The following is a 17145-nucleotide window of genomic DNA, read 5'->3' on the forward strand; positions in this document are numbered from 1 at the left end:
GTGGCTCATTATTACTGCGGCGGAAGAAGCATTTCTGCTGCAGTTCGCCGGATTGCGTGGGTCAACGGGGCAAGTGCGGGCGAAAGAACGCGGCCCACCTGCCAGGTCAGAGACACGTCGAGGGGAGCGTCGGGCAACAGCGGAGATAGTCGCCCATCCTTTAACGCTTGCTGCGCCAGTGCGATCGGGTTCATACCCCAACCCATTCCCGCAATGGCCGCATCCACAAATCCTTGTGGGGACGGCAGATAATGAGAGGGCGGAGAAATTCGGCGCCCCATTTGTTCGATGATCCATGTGCGCTGCAGGCCGTCCTTGCGATTGAAAGTCAGGCAAGGGGCAAGGGCCAGCGAGCGTTCGTTCACACCCTCCGCGAACCACCGCTGCATGAAGGCGGGGCTGGCCGTCGCGATGTAACGCAGTACACCCAGAGCATAAGTATCGCAGCCCGAAACCAACTGACCGCCAACAGTGATGGCGGCGCTGACCTCGCCGCGACGCAGCCACTCTGCCGAGTGATCCTGATCATCCACTACCAGATCAAACAGCAGCCCATCCACCTGTGCCATGGCGTCGATGAACCAAGCGGCCAAAACGTCGGCTGGCACGGCGACACGGACGCGGGCCGGGCCTGTGCCTTGATCCAGGGTCAGTTCGCGGGTCAGCTTTGCCTCAAGCAGCCCGATATCCTCGGCATGTTGGGCGATGCGCAGTCCCGCCGGCGTTCCGGTGCAAGGCGGTCCGCGATTAATCAACGCCGCGCCCACACGATCCTCCAGCGCCTTGATCCGCTGAGAAATGGCCGAGGGCGTCACCGAAAGTTCAGCTGCAGCTGCATCAAAGCTGCCATGCCGCAGGATCGACGATAAAGCCGACAGGTGATTGGGATCCAGTAGCATTAGCCATACTTAACTGAGGTCAACATCTTTAATTTGATAGGTCGTGCAAATACTCGTAGTCAATGCCTCAGACTACAGGAGGTTTCATGTCTACATCCCTGATCGCCGGTTTTGCCCTGGGCTTTAGCCTGATCCTGGCCATTGGTGCGCAGAACGCATTTGTTCTGCGTCAGGGTCTGCGGCGCGAGCATGTGTTCCCTTTGGTCCTGACCTGCGCGGTGTCGGACGCCATCCTGATCGCTGCGGGTGTCGCAGGATTCGGTGCGCTGGCTGCGGCGGCGCCATGGTTTGAAACCGTCATGCGGTACGGAGGAGCGATCTTTCTGACCTGGTACGGGCTACGCAGTCTGCAGTCCGCGTGGCAGGGCGGGGCAGCGATGGACGTGTCCAAAGGTCAGCGCGCCAGCCTGCGGTCGGTGTTGCTGACCGTGCTGGCCTTTACCTGGCTAAATCCGCATGTCTATCTGGATACGGTTGTTTTGATCGGGTCGATCTCGGCCCAGTATGATGACCGTTTGGCCTTTGCCAGTGGCGCGATGCTGTCCAGCTTCGTATTCTTTTTTTCGCTCGGCTATGGATCTCGGGTGCTGTCCCCGATCTTCGCCCGGCCGCGCGCTTGGCAGATTCTGGATGTGGTTATCGGCATCGTCATGCTGGGTATCGCACTAAAACTTGTTGTCATGTGAAGGGTTGTGCCTGCGCTGATTTCAGTGTTCAGGTTTCGACATGACAACCTCTGCCGTCTCATACCGACCCCTTGCGGGCATGTTCTGGATGTTCGCTGCCGGGCTATCGTTTGTGGTGATGACGGCCCTGGTCAAATCGCTGGGCACAACCATGAGCCCGATCCAGGCAGCCTTCATACGTTATGCTTTGGGGCTGGTGTTTCTGTTGCCAGCGTTGCGGTCGATCCTGTCGACCCATCTGACGAGCCGGCATCTGACGCTGTTCGGGCTGCGTGGAATCATACACGCCTTCGCGGTAATGCTGTGGTTTTACGCGATGACCCAGATCCCTTTGGCGGAGGTCACGGCGATGAACTACATGACTCCGGTCTATGTCACATTGGGAGCTGCGCTGTTTTTGGGTGAGCCGCTGGCCTTTCGCCGGATCGCAGCAATTCTGGTAGCGCTGGTCGGCGTGGCGATTATCCTGCGCCCCGGAATCCGAGAGGTGTCGACCGGCCACTTGGCCATGCTGGGTACGGCGCTGATGCTGAGCGGATCTTACCTGCTGGCCAAATTGTTGGTGCGCGATATACCGCCCTCTGTCGTGGTGGCGCATCTGTCGATCTGGGTAACGCTAGCGTTGATCCCCTTTGCCATTGCCGTTTGGCAAACTCCCACCCTGCGTGACATATGGGTGTTGTTTCTGGTCGCCTGCTTTGCCACCGCAGGGCACTATTTTATGACGTTGGCGTTGCAGGCAGCCCCGGTGGCGGTCACGCAGCCAGTGACCTTCTTGCAATTGATCTGGGCCACGCTGCTAGGCGCGCTGGTTTTTCACGAAAGTGTTGACATCTGGGTTGTAGCCGGGGGTACGCTGATCCTGTCCGCCGTCAGCTTTATCGCCTGGCGCGAAGCGGTTCTGAACCGCAGCAGCTTGACCACACCGAGCATAGCCCCAAAACTCTAGCGGGTTTTAGCGTGCGAAAATGGTTATTGATTGACGAGTCAATAAAAACACCGTAGCGTTTTCCCTACCAATCGTAGGGAGGGGATAGCTATGCCGAAACTCGGAATGGAGCCGATCCGCCGAGACGCGATCGTCAGGGCGACGATTGCCGAGCTTGGGTCGAAGAAATCCCTTGATGTGACCGTCAGCCAGATTGCCAAACGGGCCGGAATGTCCAGCGCCCTGGCGCATCACTATTTTGGTGGTAAGGATCAGATCTTTCTGGCCGCGATGCGGCGCATCCTGTCCGATTTCGGTGCCGAAGCACGCAGTGAACTAAAGGCCGCAGCGCCGCAGGAGCGGGCGCAGGCGATCATTCGGGCCAGTTTTGCGCCCTCGTGTTTTACGCCTGACGTTATCGCGGCGTGGATGACATTTTATGTTCTGGCCCAGACGAACGATGACGCGCTGCGCTTGTGGCAGATCTATCAGGCTCGCGTCCGATCCAATCTGATTTATGCCCTTCGCCCGCTGGTAAGTGATCCGGTCGAGACGGCCGAGAACATGATCGCTCTGATCGATGGGTTGTATATCCGCGCCGCACTGAGCGCGCCGAAAAAGCCGCAATTGGCCGTGAACCACGCATTGCGTGTCCTGAATATTCTGCTCGAGGCTGAAAAATGACAAAACCGAACATTCTGATCCTGATGGTGGATCAGCTCAACGGGACCCTCTTTCCGGACGGTCCCGCAGGCTGGTTGCATGCACCAAACCTGAAGAAACTGGCGGAACGGTCGACGCGGTTCGCCAACGCCTATACGGCCTCGCCGCTCTGCGCGCCAGGGCGGGCCAGCTTTATGTCCGGCCAGTTGCCGTCGCGCACAGGTGTCTATGACAACGCGGCTGAGTTCCGCAGCGACATTCCCACCTACGCGCACCATCTGCGCCGTGCGGGCTATTACACCTGCCTGTCCGGCAAGATGCATTTCGTCGGCCCTGATCAGTTGCACGGATTCGAGGATCGCCTGACCACCGACATCTATCCGGCCGATTTCGGTTGGACGCCCGATTATCGTAAACCGGGCGAGCGGATTGACTGGTGGTATCACAACATGGGCTCGGTGACGGGCGCGGGTGTGGCCGAGATTTCCAACCAGATGGAATACGACGACGAGGTCGCCTATAACGCAAAGACCAAGCTGTATGATCTGGCCCGCGGTAAGGATGACCGCCCGTGGTGCGTAACCGTCAGCTTTACCCACCCGCATGACCCCTATGTTGCACGCCGCAAGTATTGGGACCTATACGAAGATTGCGAGCACCTGCTGCCCGAAGTCTCGGACCTTGGTTATGACAACCAGGACCCGCATTCCAAACGGATTTTCGACGCCAATGACTGGCGCAGCTTCGACATAACCGAAGAGGATATCCGCAAATCCCGCCGCGCCTATTTTGCCAATATTTCGTATCTGGACGACAAGATAGGCGAGATTCTTGAAGTGCTGGAAAGTACACGGCAAGAGGCGATCATCCTCTTTGTCTCGGATCACGGCGATATGCTGGGTGAGCGTGGATTGTGGTTCAAGATGACCTTCTTCGAGGGCTCGTCCCGTGTTCCGCTGATGATTTCGGACCCTGATCTGCCTGCGGGCCGGATCGACACGCCGGTTTCGACAATCGACGTGACGCCGACATTGGGCGCTTTGGCGGGCGTTGACATGGCCGAGATCGAACCGTGGACCGATGGGGAAGACCTTGTGCCGCTGGCCAAGGGCGGCGAGCGCACCGCGCCCGTTGCGATGGAATACGCGGCCGAGGCGTCTTACGCGCCGCTGGTCTCACTGCGCTATGGCAAGTGGAAATACAACCGCTGCGCGCTGGACCCGGACCAGCTGTTCGATCTTGATGCTGACCCGCACGAACAGACCAACCTGGCCGAAGACCGAGCGCATGCTGGAACGCTGGAATCGCTGCGCGCCAAGTCCGAAGCTCGTTGGGATCTGGATCAGTTCGACGCAGATATCCGCGCCAGTCAGGCCCGCCGCTGGGTGGTGTACGAGGCGCTGCGGCAGGGTGGGTATTACCCTTGGGATTACCAGCCGCTGCAGAAGGCATCGGAACGCTACATGCGCAATCACATGGATCTGAACGTCGTCGAGGAAAACGCACGTTTTCCTCGTGGCGAATAGACTTATCAACCTAATCGAAGACACCCCGCCGAAAATTCGCAACATGGTTCGGCGGGGCATGGAGACCTAATAATGGAAGCAGATTTCGTCATCGTTGGCGCAGGATCCGCAGGATGCGCGATGGCTTATCGCCTGAGCGAGGCGGGGGCCTCGGTTCTGGTGATCGAACATGGCGGCACGGATGCCGGACCGTTCATCCAGATGCCCGCGGCGCTGAGCTATCCGATGAATATGTCGCGCTATGACTGGGGCTATCATTCCGAACCCGAGCCGCACCTGAACAACCGCCGTCTGGCCTGTCCGCGCGGCAAGGTGATCGGTGGGTCATCCTCGATCAACGGCATGGTTTATGTGCGCGGTCATGCGCGCGACTTTGACACCTGGGCCGAGATGGGGGCTGATGGCTGGTCCTATTCGGATGTGCTGCCCTATTACAAGCGTATGGAGACCTGGCATGACGGCGGCCATGGTGGAGATCCTGAATGGCGCGGCACTGATGGGCCGCTGCATGTTTCGCGCGGCCCCCGTGAGAATCCGCTGTTTCAGGCCTTTGTCGATGCTGGTCAGCAAGCCGGCTATGAAGTCACCGGCGACTACAACGGCGAAAAGCAGGAAGGCTTTGGCCCGATGGAGCAAACCGTCTGGAAAGGGCGGCGCTGGTCGGCTGCGAATGCTTATCTGAAGCCTTCGCTCAATCGTGAAAACTGCGATATCGTGCGCGGGCTGGCCGCGCGCGTTGTAATGGAAAACGGCCGTGCGACGGGTGTTGAGCTGATGCGCGGCGGCAAAAAGGAAATCATCCGTGCGCGGCGCGAGGTGGTACTGGCCGCATCCTCGATAAACTCGCCCAAGCTGCTGATGTTGTCGGGCATTGGTCGGGCGGCACATCTGGCTGAACATGGGATCGAAGTTGTTGCTGATCGCCCCGGTGTGGGTGCGAATTTGCAGGACCATCTGGAGCTTTATATCCAACAGGCTTCGCTGCAGCCGATCACGCTGTACAAGCATTGGAACCTGATCAGCAAGGGCTTGATCGGGGCGCAGTGGCTGTTTACCAAAACCGGCCTTGGCGCGTCGAACCAGTTCGAAAGCGCGGCCTTCATCCGGTCGAACCCCGGTGTCGAATACCCAGACATTCAGTATCACTTCCTGCCCATTGCTGTCCGGTATGACGGGCAGGCGGCGGCCGAGGGGCATGGCTTTCAAGCGCATGTGGGGCCGATGCGCTCGCCTTCGCGTGGGGCAGTCACGCTGCGCTCGGCCAAGCCCGAGGACGCGCCGGTGATCCGCTTCAACTACATGAGCCACGAAAAGGATTGGGAGGATTTCCGCAAATGTATCCGCCTGACCCGCGAGATTTTCGGGCAAGATGCGTTCAAACCCTATGCGGGCAAGGAAATCCAGCCGGGTGCCGACGTGCAGACAGACGAAGAGCTGAATGGCTTCATCGCCGAACATGCCGAAAGCGCCTATCACCCCTGCGGCACCTGTCGCATGGGTCGAGCCGATGACAAGAATGCGGTGGTCGATCCTGGGGGCCGCGTGATTGGTGTGGACGGCCTGCGCGTCGCCGACAGTTCGATCTTTCCGCAGATCACCAACGGCAACCTCAATGCGCCGTCGATCATGGTGGGTGAGAAAATGTCGGATCATCTGTTGGGTAAAGAAGCCCTGCCAAAAGCCAATGACCGTCCGTGGATTCATCCGGCATGGGCAACAGCGCAGCGGTGATTTGATCCGCGTCAAAGCAGGGTGTGGAAAAGACGTATAGACCTAAATCGCAACGACATATTTTGAGGAGCGAACAGGAATGTCCCACACCCCGCATGAACTGGCCGAAGAGTTTCCGGACAAGATCGAGCTGATGAGCCAGCTCAAGCAATCGGATGCGCATTTCGCCCGGCTGGCGGATGAGTATCACGAGATCAACCGCATCGTGCATCGGGCCGAGACCAACATCGAACCAGTCGAAGATCTGACCGAGGGCGAAATGCGCAAGAAGCGCGCGGCGCTCAAGGATGAGATCTGGGCGATCTTGTCGAAAGCCTAAACCTTAAGGCGGGGGCGATGCCCCCGTCACCGCAGGCCGCGACACCCCCGAAGTATTTTCAGGCCAGGTGAAGATCAGGTGACTTCGTAGGGCAGGGTGCCACGGGTATGCGCGTCGATGGACAGGCGGCGTTCCAGCGGCGGGACCGAGCGTTGGTGGCAGGTTTGCCGTTCGCAGATACGGCACGAGATGCCGATGGGCTCATAGGCGCTGGCGTTATTGATGTCGAGATTGTCGGCATAGACCAGCGCTTCGGCGTGGCGGATTTCGCAACCAAGCGCGATGGCATAGCGACGCACCGGCGCGCCATAGGAACCGCCCGATTTCGAAACATCCCGCGCCAATGAGATATAGCGAACACCGTCCGGCGTTTCCGCCAGTTGCCGCAGGAAATGACCGGGGGTTTCAAAGGCGCGGTGGACGTTCCACAGGGGGCACGCGCCGCCAAACCGCGCGAATTGCAGGCGGGTGGCCGAGTGGCGTTTGGTGATCGTTCCGGCCTGATCGACGCGGACGAAAAAGAACGGGATGCCTTTGGCACCGGGGCGCTGCATCGTGGAAAGCCGATGCGCCACTTGTTCGATTGACGCGCCGAACCGGTTGCTGAGCAGTTCCAGATCGTGGCGGTAGTTTTTCGCTGCGGTCAGAAACGCGTCGTAAGGCATCAACGAGGCCCCGGCGAAATAGTTGGCGAGACCGATCTTGGCGATGGCGCGGGCTTCCTCGCTTTGGAACTTGGCAAAATCCAGCGTGGCTTCGAGTAATTTATCCTGATTAATAAGCGCCACCTGAAGCAGCAATTGAAATACCTGCGTCTGCGGCGCGGTGCGCGAGGACAGCTGCAGCGTTTTGCTGTCGGCGTCATATTTCCGCGTTTCAGGGATGTCGACGAACTGGACCCGAATGTCGCGCTCGCCAAGGTTGTTGATTGCTTCGGCTCGGATGCCTCCGGCCTTGTCGGCACGGGTCGAAAAATGTTCAGCCGCGCGGTCGACCGCATCAATGTAGTTGTCGCAATAGTGGAAGAAATCGCGCACCTCTTCCCAGGGGCTGGCCTGAATTTGCGCGTCCTCTCTGCCCAAGGCTTCGTCCAGCGAAGCCAGCCGTTCATGGGTCTGGCGATAGGTGCGGTGCAATGCGATGAATGCACGGGCCAGCGCAGGGGCGTTCGAGGCCGTCAGGCGCAGGTCGGCCAGCGGTGGCATGGCGTCGTCAAACACCGGGTCAGCCAGCGCCTCGCGCATGTCCGAGACCAGACGCTCACTGTCACCGGTGCTAAGTTCGGTCACATCCATGCCGAATTCCTGCGCCAGAGCTAGAACAACAGTGGTCGAGATTGGCCGGTTGTTGTTCTCCATCTGGTTCAAATAAGGCAGGGAAACACCCAGTTTTGTGGCGAATTCCTTTTGCGTCAGGGTCAGGCGCGTGCGCGTTTCGCGCAGTTTTGCACCGGCGTAAAGCTTTTGGGTGGCCATGGCGTGCCTTTGCAACTTTTCTATTGCTGCAAGCTAACTTTGCAAATCCGTTGGCGCAAGCCGTGTTACAGACCCAATTGCCTCTCGCGTCGGATGACCGAGATGATGGCGCAGATGCCGAGCACGGATGTTGCCAGCATTAGCCATAAGAGTGGCATTGCACCGGTTTCGTGAGTCAGCAATGCTCCGGCCAGGGCGCTTAGACCAGCACCGCCGCCCAGCATGATCGCACCGCTCAGGCCTGAGGCGGTGGCGGCCAGATGTGGACGTACCGACAGGGCGCCCGAGGTGGCGTTTGGGATCGTCATGCCGTTTCCGAGGCCTACAAAAGTCATAAGACCAAAGAAGCTGAGCGCAGTTCCAAGACCTGCCAGAAACAGAATGGCCGACAATGCAACACCCATCGCGTTCAGCCAACATCCCCAATACACCATCCGGTTCACGCCGAACCTGACCGAATATCGACCGCTGAGAAAGTTGCCGACGAAATACCCAAGCGCAGGAGCACCAAAATAAATGCCGACCTGGGCCGCAGTGAGGCCGAACAATTCCGTGCCAATGAAGGGGGCACCGCCCAGATAAGCAAAAAACGCACCCGAGGACAGCGCTGAGGACAGCGAATAGCCCCAGAACCGTGGCGAGCGCAAAAGTTCCGGGTATTCGCGGAACTGCTGCACCAGTGTTTTGCCGCTTTTGACAGAGGTTTCCCCAAAGTCCGCGAAGGTCAGGGCAAGCGTCATTGCGCCCAGACCGAATGGCAGCCAGAAATTCGCCTTCCACCCAAAGCCTTCCTCAAGCAGGCCGCCGATGGCCGGGCCGATCATTGGCACAATGGCCATGCCCATCGTCACATAGCCGATCATCGAGGCCGCCTTATCCTGATCATACAGATCCCGGACGGCCGCCCGGCTCAACACCATGCCGACAACCACAACGGCCTGACACATGCGGAATGCCAGGAAAACCTCGACTGTTGGCGCATAGATGCAACCCAGCGTGGCGATCAGGAACAGCGACAGCCCCCAAAGCAATACGGGCCGGCGTCCCGCCTTGTCTGCAATCGGTCCGATCAAAATCTGTAACACCGCATTGATCAGCAGATACAGCGCGATGGACAGCTGCATGACCTTGTAGTCGGCTTGAAAATACAGAGCCATATTCGGAAGGCTGGGCAAGAACAGGTTCAGGCTGAGCGCAGACAGCCCAGACAGCAAAACAAGTGTGAAAATTGTGGGCGGCGACCGACGCGCCAACGGCGAACTGAACTGCATGATTCACAGGTATATAGACCGTTTCGGGGAATGCCATCCAAGACAGTGTTTCAATATGAAACTTAGCAAATTTACAATATGCAGATACGTAATTGCTGTAAGTTTGCATATTTGCCGAAAGGTGCTTTGGCTTTGAAACCACTGCGTATAGGGTCGCGCCAAATTTCACAGGGAATTAGCGCCATGAAAGACATCCTGACTGAGCTTGAAGACCGTCGCAACAACGCCCGTCTTGGAGGTGGGCAAAAGCGCATCGACGCGCAGCACGGCCGTGGCAAGCTGACCGCTCGTGAGCGGATCGAACTGCTGGTGGATGAAGGCAGTTTCGAAGAGTTCGACATGTTCGTCAGTCATCGCTGCACCGATTTCGGGATGGAAAATCAAAAGCCTGCAGGCGACGGCGTGGTCACTGGCTGGGGCACGATCAATGGCAGGATGGTCTATGTGTTCAGCCAGGATTTCACCGTGTTTGGTGGCTCGCTGTCGGAAACCCATGCGCAAAAGATCTGCAAGATCATGGATATGGCGATCCAGAACGGCGCGCCGGTGATTGGAATCAACGACTCAGGCGGGGCCCGCATTCAGGAAGGTGTGGCCTCGCTGGCCGGTTATGCCGAGGTGTTCCAGCGCAACATCATGGCCTCAGGCGTGGTGCCGCAGATCAGCGTGATTATGGGCCCATGTGCGGGCGGCGCGGTTTACAGCCCGGCGATGACTGATTTCATCTTCATGGTCAAAGATACGTCATATATGTTCGTGACCGGCCCTGACGTTGTGAAAACCGTCACCAATGAGGTTGTCACCGCCGAAGAACTGGGTGGTGCGTCGACCCACACCAAAAAATCCTCTGTCGCTGATGGCGCGTTCGAGAATGACGTCGAAGCGCTGGCCGAGGTGCGCCGTCTGGTCGATTTCCTGCCGCTGAACAACCAAGAGAAACCGCCCGTTCGTCCGTTCTTTGACAGTCCCGAACGGATTGAAACCTCGTTGGATACTCTGATCCCCGACAACCCGAATACGCCCTACGATATGAAAGAGCTGATCACCAAGGTCGCGGATGAGGGCGATTTCTACGAAATCCAGGAAGACTATGCCAAGAACATCATCACCGGTTTCATCCGGCTGGAAGGGCAGACCGTGGGTGTCGTGGCGAACCAACCGATGGTCCTGGCCGGATGTCTGGACATTGACAGTTCACGCAAGGCGGCGCGGTTCGTGCGGTTCAGCGACTGTTTCGAAATCCCGATCCTGACGCTGGTGGACGTGCCGGGCTTCCTGCCGGGGACGTCGCAGGAATATGGCGGGGTGATCAAGCACGGTGCCAAGCTGCTGTTTGCCTATGGTGAGGCGACGGTTCCAAAAGTCACCGTGATTACCCGTAAAGCCTATGGTGGTGCCTATGACGTTATGGCGTCCAAGCACCTGCGCGGTGATTTCAATTATGCCTGGCCCACGGCCGAAATCGCGGTGATGGGTGCCAAGGGCGCGACCGAGATCATCCACCGTGCCGATCTGGGCGACGCCGAGAAGATCGCGCAGCACACGCAGGACTACGAAGATCGCTTCGCCAACCCGTTTGTTGCTGCTGAACGCGGCTTCATCGACGAGGTGATCATGCCGCAATCAACCCGCCGTCGTGTGTCACGCGCGTTCGCCAGCCTGCGCAACAAGAAGCTGAAGAACCCGTGGAAAAAGCACGACAATATTCCGCTGTAACAAGAAAACGCTGATTGGCCTGCTTATCGCAGAATGCTCTGCGGGCAGGCCATGACAAGGGAAACTGTCGGTATGTTTGACTTTGAGGCCAAAGCTGCTAGATGAAACGCCTTACCAGATACAAACACGCGCGGGCCGAAAGCCATGCGCGCGCGATCCCGGAGAGAGGAGCCCACCTGTGGGTCTGGGGTCGCGCTTTTGTATCGGCTGTTCTGACACTGTCATCCCCGGCGTTTGCCCAATCCGAAAACCTGTTGCCTGTCCCCTCGGGCCAACCCGTGCATCTGAGTGACGTGCTGCTGGATAACAATCCTGGTGAGCTGTGGGTCAGGTTCCGCTTTATTGCACCCAAGATCGGGTCAACCGTCGGGCGGATCGGGTATGATGTGGCGTCAGCTGATATGGAGCATCTGTGCCAGACCCTCGCCGTGGCCTATGTCGCGAAATACGAGCTTGATCCGGCGCGGATCGTGATCTCTTTGTCTGATCGGTCCATCGAATTCGGGCGTTCCGAACCCGACGCAACTCAGTTCTTTGAAGCCTATCGGTTGGAGCAATCCCAATGTATCTGGGAGGGGCTCTGACCATGAAGCCCCGTTTTCACTACGTCCGAGCGTTTCTGAACACCAATGCGGCTTTGGAGGTGCGCGAAATGACCCCGTTTGCACTCGGGTACAAACCTGTTTCCCCGATTACATCGAACAATGAGGTGCTGGCATGTTAAAGCACCGTGGATTCCCCGGGCGGCTGCCCGGTACCGATTTTCAGTTCACCATTCGCCGCGCCAACCCCAAGGGCGTCACGCCGATCACCCGGCGCGAGCGGTTCCGTGACCGTAAGCCAGCAGACCGCCGTGCAGATGCGGCGTTCATAGAGGCGCTGTGGCAGAACTTTGGGGATCAACCGTTCGAGCGTGGCAACCTGGACGCCGGTCGTCTGAGCTGGTTGTTCGAGCGTGAGGTGATCGCGGCCGAAGATCCGTTCGATCCGGCCAGCTATGATGCGCTGCTGGTGATTGATGTGGATGCGGCGCGGATGTCGTTCCCGGACATTTTCGACGGGATACGCTGACCTGTGCAACCTATGGCCGCACATATCCATTCGGGGGAAACTTCGGAAAAAGCCCTGCCCGGGATCGGGCAGGGCGGAGTTATGTGCTTAGAAGTTCAGCTGGGCCGCGACCTGCACGCGGTCGCCATTAAACGTCCGACCCGTGGTCGCGTCATTCCGTTCGCCAAAGATGTATTCGGCGCTGAACGTCAGGTTTTCAGTAGCCTGATAGAAAGCGTTGACGTGGACCGTTTCAAGTTCGGTGAAGGCCAATGTTCCGGTCGAGGTGGGCAGGTCATAGTCTTCTTCGCCGTAGGCGATGCCGACGTTCCATTTTTCACCCAGCTGCTGACGCAGCTCGATAGTGTAGCCATCGACGTCATTGGCTTCACCGCCGACAACCGCATCGCCCAAGCCGATCAGATAGGGGCCCAAGGCCTCACCGGTGGTGTAGTTGACTTGGAACAGGCCGCCTTCCCAGAGTTTGGCAGAGCCAGATACGGTCAGACCGGTCTGGTCAACCTCAACTCCGCCACCTTCGGCCTTGCCGTACAGGAGTGCTGCGCGAGCGATAAACCTGCCGTCATTGTATTCGGCCGAGGCGGTCAGCACCGGATCATCCGAGTTCGACCCACTGACGTTCTCTTCGACCGAGAGCGCGAAGGACGTCTTGGTGCCGAAGTCATTCGTGTAGCGGACCTGTGGCACACGCGCAAAGGCAATGCCGACCGGTCCATTGAATTCTACCGAGACAGGGTAGGTATCCAGCGGCTGGAAGTTGGTCCAGTACTGACCGATGATCCAGTTGTCTCCGATACGGATATTGGCGTGGCGCAGGCGGAGCTCGGCCGTGCCGTTCGAGGCAAACAGATCAAGTTCCAACTGACCGCCAATTTCACCAATCCCGCTTGGGGTCGAAGTCAACAATCCGATCCGCGACTGACGGACGGTCGAGCCGAATGTGCCACTGGTGGCGGCCGAAGGCTCACCAATGACGTTCACGAATGCCGTGTCGCCCTGATCAAAGTCGAAGTCATAAAAGAAGTCGGCCTTGATGTAACCATAGACGTCCAGAGCGGTGTCGCCGATCCGGAATTCACCGGGTGTAGAGCCTGGCCCAACGGATTCCAGTGCTTCGATCCGGGCGCGCAGTGCGTCCAGTTCGGCCTGGGTTTCAGCATCCTGAGCAAAAGCCAGCGATCCGGTCATGGTGAGAGCAGAGGCAGCAAGCAGGAATGCCTTTTTTCTCTTAAAAATCATGTGGGTGGTTCCTTATATGCGAGTGTGCACGCACAAGATTTCACGCAAACGTTAGATGGGGAAATCACGAGAACGGCAGTGAAGATGCCGTTTTTCTCAAGTAAAAGTGTTCAGATTTCGCATACGTTTCACGCCAAGGTGAACAGATCGGTTAACTATCCGTTTATGAATAAATTTTTACTCATAGTTGGCATGTCAAGTCGTGATGATGCAGGCGCAGAAAGTTTCCCATGCGATAAAATTTGTCACGAAAGTGTGACTGTTTCAGAGGGCGAATTTTGCCTGTTCGCGCTACCAGATATAAGCATGATTTTGCGCGGAAATTCGCCTTATGGGCGAATTCCAGCCGGAATGCTAACCAGAAACAATACTTTGTTTGCGGCCCGGATTGTGACGTGCAAGCTAAACGGGCCGTGCGGCTCTACTTTGCCTGCGCCGCACAAGCACCTACTATTCCGTACCCCTTCCTTCCGCGGGCAGGTTTGTGAAACTCACAAAATCCTGCCCGCGTTTTTCTTTACGCTCGTTGCGGGTATAAGGCGGCATAAATCTGCGCAAAAACTCGACAAACATCGCTTGTTATTGAATAACAGTGCTCGGTTCCGGCATCTGCGCCCCAATGCATCAAGAAACCTAAAGGGGCAGAACGCATGCGATTCTCAAATTTCATCCTGGCCGTTGCGACCTGCGCAGGCCTTGCAGCCTGCGGCGATTCCACCGGTGAACAGGCACTGCTTGGCGGTGGCGCGGGGGCCGTGGGCGCGGCGGTTGTCAGCGCCGACCCGCTGCTTGGTGCCGTGGTCGGGGCTGCGGGCAACGTGCTGTACTGCAAAACCCAGAAGAACTGTTACTAACGTAAAATTCGGGGCGTCCGTCGCCCCGTCCGTCATCGCGCATCACGCCGTCGCAGGGTTTACGCCTTGCGGCGGCGTTTTGCGTTTCCAGAACATCAAGACAAAGGACGTTTCATGTTCAACAAGATCCTGATCGCCAACCGGGGCGAGATTGCCTGCCGGGTCATCAAGACTGCGCGCAAGATGGGTATTGGCACGGTCGCCATATATTCGGATGCGGATCGACAAGCGTTGCATGTGTCGATGGCAGATGAGGCCGTACATATCGGCCCGCCGCCTGCGAACCAGTCCTATATTGTGATCGACAAAGTGATGGACGCCATCCGCCAAAGCGGCGCGCAGGCTGTGCATCCAGGTTACGGTTTTCTGTCGGAAAACGCGAAATTCGCCGAGGCGCTGGAAGCTGAAGGCGTAGCTTTTGTCGGCCCCCCGGTTGGGGCGATTGAAAGCATGGGGGACAAGATCACCTCGAAGAAAATCGCGCAGGACGCGGGTGTTTCGACTGTTCCAGGTTACATGGGCCTGATCGAAGACGCGGACGAGGCGGTTAAGATCTCGAACGACGTCGGCTATCCGGTCATGATCAAGGCCAGCGCTGGCGGTGGTGGTAAAGGCATGCGGATCGCGTGGAATGATGAAGAAGCGCGAGAAGGCTTTCAGTCCTCAAAGAACGAGGCCGCGAATTCGTTTGGTGATGATCGAATTTTCATCGAGAAATTTGTGACCCAACCGCGCCATATCGAAATTCAGGTACTTTGTGACAGCCATGGTAACGGGGTTTATCTGGGTGAGCGGGAATGCTCGATCCAGCGCCGCAACCAGAAAGTGGTCGAAGAAGCCCCGTCGCCCTTCCTTGATCCCGAAACCCGCAAAGCGATGGGTGAGCAGGCCGTGGCCCTGGCAAAGGCGGTGAATTACGCCAGCGCGGGTACGGTCGAATTCATCGTGGATGGCGACAAGAACTTTTACTTCCTCGAAATGAACACGCGTCTGCAAGTGGAACACCCAGTGACCGAGCTGATCACCGGCGTAGATCTGGTTGAACAGATGATCCGTGTTGCGGCGGGTGAGGCACTGTCGATCACTCAGGACGATGTGACCCTGACGGGCTGGGCCATCGAAAATCGTCTTTACGCCGAGGACCCGTATCGCAACTTCCTGCCGTCGATTGGCCGTCTGACCCGCTATCGTCCGCCACAGGAAACCGCTGCCGGCCCTATGTTGGTCAACGGCAAGTGGCAAGGCGACGCGCCCAATAGTGAGGCCGCCGTGCGCAACGATACCGGTGTCTATGAGGGTGGCGAGATCAGCATGTATTACGATCCGATGATCGCCAAGCTGTGCACCTGGGCACCGACTCGCGAAGCCGCGATCGAAGCGATGCGTGTGGCGCTGGATAGTTTCGAGGTCGAAGGCATCGGCCACAATCTGCCTTTCCTGTCGGCTGTGATGGATCACCCAAAGTTCGTCAGCGGCGACATGACAACGGCCTTCATCGCCGAAGAATACCCCGATGGTTTCGAAGGTGTAACCTTGCCCGAGGCCGCCCTGCGTCGCATCGCGGCCTCGTGCGCAGCGATGCACCGTGTTGCCGAGATTCGCCGTACCCGCGTCTCGGGCCGCATGGACAATCACGAACGCAAGGTTGGAACCGACTGGATCGTCACCCTGCAAGGTCAGGATTTCGAGGTCGCCATTGATGCGGATCACGAAGGGTCAACGGTAACCTTTTCGGATGGCGCCGTGATGCGTGTTGCGTCTGATTGGACACCTGGCGATCAGCTTGCGTTGCTGGATGCCGACGGCAGCCCTCTTGTTCTAAAGGTGGGCAAAATCTCTGGCGGCTTCCGCATTCGCAATCGTGGAGCTGACTTGAAGGCTCATGTCCGTACGCCGCGTCAGGCAGAACTGGCCAGGTTGATGCCCGAGAAGCTGCCGCCAGATACGTCGAAGATGCTGCTTTGCCCGATGCCGGGCCTGATCGTGAAGGTCAATGTTGAAGTGGGACAGGAGGTACAGGAAGGCCAGGCGCTGTGCACGGTCGAAGCAATGAAGATGGAAAACATCCTGCGCGCCGAAAAGAAAGGCACCGTTGCCAAGATCAACGCGGGCCCGGGCGACAGTCTTGCCGTCGACGATGTGATCATCGAGTTCGAGTGATCATGTCCGCGCGTTTGCCATACGTCCAATCGGTCCCGGCGTGTCGCGCCAGGGCCTTCGGGCATGGCAAAAGCAGTCAGCCGCCTTGCCGCCGTTCGCGAATCTCGCGTTCGCGCAGGGGGGTTTTGTCGATGGATCGGCCGATTTCACGCACGCTCCACGGGGACGGTTTGCGCAGTTTTACCACGCCGTCCTTGTCGACAAACACCATCTGGAACCCGCGCGGTCGCAGCTGCGAACGGATCGGGGACGGCGCATCAGGGTCGGTATCGGTCAGCACGATCACATCCCGGTCGCGCATCGCCGCCTCACCTTCGATCAGCATGTCGATCTGTTGCTGGAATCGCGGGTCGGCGGGCGTATCGGCAAAAACGACGATGGGTCGATTGACCCAGAGAAATTCACTGAGATCGCTGTCACCAGTGGGGCGAACATATTCGTCTTCCACCGGTGCAGACCCGTCGGCGGCAAATACAGCCAGCGGGAATAGTGCCGAGAAAACAAGGGCAAGCGTTCGTGTCATGGGGCCTCCTGTTGATTTGAATATAGCCTCTGTACCGCTGAATGCGACCGGCGAATTTAACTTGGCGCTCAAAATTTCGCGCTT

General features: G+C 58.1%; 17 protein-coding genes. 12 read left to right on the forward strand and 5 right to left on the reverse strand.

Going from position 1 to position 17145, the window contains the following annotated elements; genetic code table 11:
- Positions 1-11: 11 nt before the first annotated feature.
- The gene (locus RUE5091_RS01840; RefSeq protein WP_058280164.1) at positions 12-899 is read right to left on the reverse strand and encodes a LysR family transcriptional regulator ArgP; all 888 of its coding nucleotides are present in this window, start codon (positions 897-899) and stop codon (positions 12-14) included.
- Between the two features lie 86 nt (positions 900-985).
- Here RUE5091_RS01840 and RUE5091_RS01845 point away from each other — a divergent pair, with 86 nt between their 5' ends.
- The 6 genes from RUE5091_RS01845 to RUE5091_RS01870 all read left to right on the forward strand — a co-directional run bounded on the left by RUE5091_RS01845 (position 986) and on the right by RUE5091_RS01870 (position 6752).
- Positions 986-1585 carry a LysE/ArgO family amino acid transporter gene (locus RUE5091_RS01845; RefSeq protein WP_058280165.1) on the forward strand — a complete coding sequence of 200 codons (600 nt, stop codon included), beginning with the start codon at positions 986-988 and terminating at the stop codon, positions 1583-1585.
- A 40-nt stretch (positions 1586-1625) separates the two neighbouring features.
- Positions 1626-2534: a DMT family transporter gene (locus RUE5091_RS01850; protein ID WP_058280166.1), complete on the forward strand. Its 909-nt coding sequence runs from the start codon at positions 1626-1628 to the stop codon at positions 2532-2534.
- A 90-nt stretch (positions 2535-2624) separates the two neighbouring features.
- Complete coding sequence (betI, locus tag RUE5091_RS01855; protein WP_058280167.1) at positions 2625-3197, forward strand: choline-binding transcriptional repressor BetI; 573 nt, start codon at positions 2625-2627, stop codon at positions 3195-3197.
- Entirely contained in the window at positions 3194-4702 is a 1509-nt protein-coding gene (betC, locus tag RUE5091_RS01860) for a choline-sulfatase (protein WP_058280168.1), read from the forward strand. The genes betI and betC overlap by 4 nt, the downstream gene beginning before the upstream one ends.
- A 72-nt stretch (positions 4703-4774) precedes the next feature.
- Positions 4775-6433, forward strand: coding sequence for a choline dehydrogenase (gene betA, locus RUE5091_RS01865; RefSeq protein ID WP_058280169.1), 1659 nt, complete (start codon positions 4775-4777; stop codon positions 6431-6433).
- Positions 6434-6512: 79 nt separating this feature from the next.
- Positions 6513-6752 (forward strand): HP1242/YdcH family protein, encoded by a 240-nt coding sequence (locus tag RUE5091_RS01870; RefSeq protein ID WP_058280170.1) that lies wholly within the window; start codon positions 6513-6515, stop codon positions 6750-6752.
- Between the two features lie 74 nt (positions 6753-6826).
- On the opposite strand, the gene RUE5091_RS01875 is transcribed toward RUE5091_RS01870, so the two are convergent.
- Positions 6827-8227: a helix-turn-helix domain-containing protein gene (locus RUE5091_RS01875; RefSeq protein ID WP_058280171.1), complete on the reverse strand. Its 1401-nt coding sequence runs from the start codon at positions 8225-8227 to the stop codon at positions 6827-6829.
- Between the two features lie 65 nt (positions 8228-8292).
- Entirely contained in the window at positions 8293-9498 is a 1206-nt protein-coding gene (locus tag RUE5091_RS01880; RefSeq protein WP_058280172.1) for a multidrug effflux MFS transporter, read from the reverse strand.
- Positions 9499-9681: 183 nt separating this feature from the next.
- Here RUE5091_RS01880 and RUE5091_RS01885 point away from each other — a divergent pair, with 183 nt between their 5' ends.
- The 4 genes from RUE5091_RS01885 (at position 9682) to RUE5091_RS01895 (ending at position 12285) form a co-directional block, all read left to right on the forward strand.
- Entirely contained in the window at positions 9682-11214 is a 1533-nt protein-coding gene (locus RUE5091_RS01885; RefSeq protein ID WP_058280173.1) for an acyl-CoA carboxylase subunit beta, read from the forward strand.
- 101 nt (positions 11215-11315) lie between these two features.
- A complete protein-coding gene (locus RUE5091_RS01890; protein ID WP_082643520.1) occupies positions 11316-11798 on the forward strand; it encodes a DUF6497 family protein in 483 nt (160 codons plus the stop codon).
- Positions 11799-11800: 2 nt separating this feature from the next.
- On the forward strand, positions 11801-11938 hold the full coding sequence (locus RUE5091_RS23195; RefSeq protein ID WP_165590741.1) for a hypothetical protein: 138 nt from the start codon (positions 11801-11803) through the stop codon (positions 11936-11938).
- Positions 11932-12285 carry an alpha-amylase family protein gene (locus RUE5091_RS01895; RefSeq protein WP_058280174.1) on the forward strand — a complete coding sequence of 118 codons (354 nt, stop codon included), beginning with the start codon at positions 11932-11934 and terminating at the stop codon, positions 12283-12285. The genes RUE5091_RS23195 and RUE5091_RS01895 overlap by 7 nt, the downstream gene beginning before the upstream one ends.
- 87 nt (positions 12286-12372) lie before the next feature.
- Here RUE5091_RS01895 and RUE5091_RS01900 read toward each other — a convergent pair whose 3' ends face one another.
- Positions 12373-13524: a DcaP family trimeric outer membrane transporter gene (locus tag RUE5091_RS01900; RefSeq protein WP_058280175.1), complete on the reverse strand. Its 1152-nt coding sequence runs from the start codon at positions 13522-13524 to the stop codon at positions 12373-12375.
- 650 nt (positions 13525-14174) lie between these two features.
- Between RUE5091_RS01900 and RUE5091_RS01905 the strand changes: the two genes are divergently transcribed.
- Both RUE5091_RS01905 and RUE5091_RS01910 read left to right on the forward strand, forming a co-directional pair.
- Positions 14175-14378 (forward strand): hypothetical protein, encoded by a 204-nt coding sequence (locus tag RUE5091_RS01905; protein ID WP_058280176.1) that lies wholly within the window; start codon positions 14175-14177, stop codon positions 14376-14378.
- 114 nt (positions 14379-14492) lie between these two features.
- The gene (locus RUE5091_RS01910) at positions 14493-16538 is read left to right on the forward strand and encodes an acetyl-CoA carboxylase biotin carboxylase subunit (RefSeq protein WP_058280177.1); all 2046 of its coding nucleotides are present in this window, start codon (positions 14493-14495) and stop codon (positions 16536-16538) included.
- Between the two features lie 76 nt (positions 16539-16614).
- Here RUE5091_RS01910 and RUE5091_RS01915 read toward each other — a convergent pair whose 3' ends face one another.
- Positions 16615-17061 carry a DUF4174 domain-containing protein gene (locus RUE5091_RS01915; protein WP_058280365.1) on the reverse strand — a complete coding sequence of 149 codons (447 nt, stop codon included), beginning with the start codon at positions 17059-17061 and terminating at the stop codon, positions 16615-16617.
- Positions 17062-17145: the final 84 nt, after the last annotated feature.

This window comes from Ruegeria denitrificans (assembly GCF_001458295.1).
Taxonomy (GTDB): Bacteria; Pseudomonadota; Alphaproteobacteria; order Rhodobacterales; family Rhodobacteraceae; genus Ruegeria; species Ruegeria denitrificans.